Source organism: Zobellia uliginosa (assembly GCF_018860745.1).
Lineage (GTDB): Bacteria > Bacteroidota > Bacteroidia > Flavobacteriales > Flavobacteriaceae > Zobellia > Zobellia uliginosa_B.
The window spans coordinates 3,385-3,789 of the sequence record NZ_JAHKPY010000009.1; the positions used below are offsets into that span (position 1 = coordinate 3,385).

The window sequence follows — 405 nt, forward strand, 5'->3', positions numbered from 1 at the left end:
CCATTGGTGAAACGATAAAGACCGCCACCTAAATCCGTGATATCTGATTTGGCTACGGTTACACTGTTTCCGGCTTCATTTACTAAAGTGATGTTACCATCATTATTATCCTCTATTCGTACGATGCTCTCTTGAATGGAAACCGTTGTTCCGTCTTCCTTTTCGTAAACACCTATTTCATTTCCACTAGTTGAAGTACCAGTGATATTGGTAATTGTTTCATTGATATCCGTGGTAGAACCATCGGCCTCATTAACCGTTGCAATACGATTACCTAATATGACATTATCTATTGACGTGCCATTGGTATCAATTGTCACATCCGTACCATCACCGTTTGTAAACTGGTATACACCGCCACCTAAATCCGTGATATCTGACTTGGCTACGGTTACACTGTTTCCG

1 protein-coding gene is annotated in these 405 nt (G+C 41.0%); it reads right to left on the reverse strand.

Annotated elements, in window-relative coordinates; translation table 11 throughout:
* On the reverse strand, nt 1–405 hold a 405-nt coding region (locus KO521_RS11350; protein ID WP_215940043.1), incomplete at both ends, for a hypothetical protein.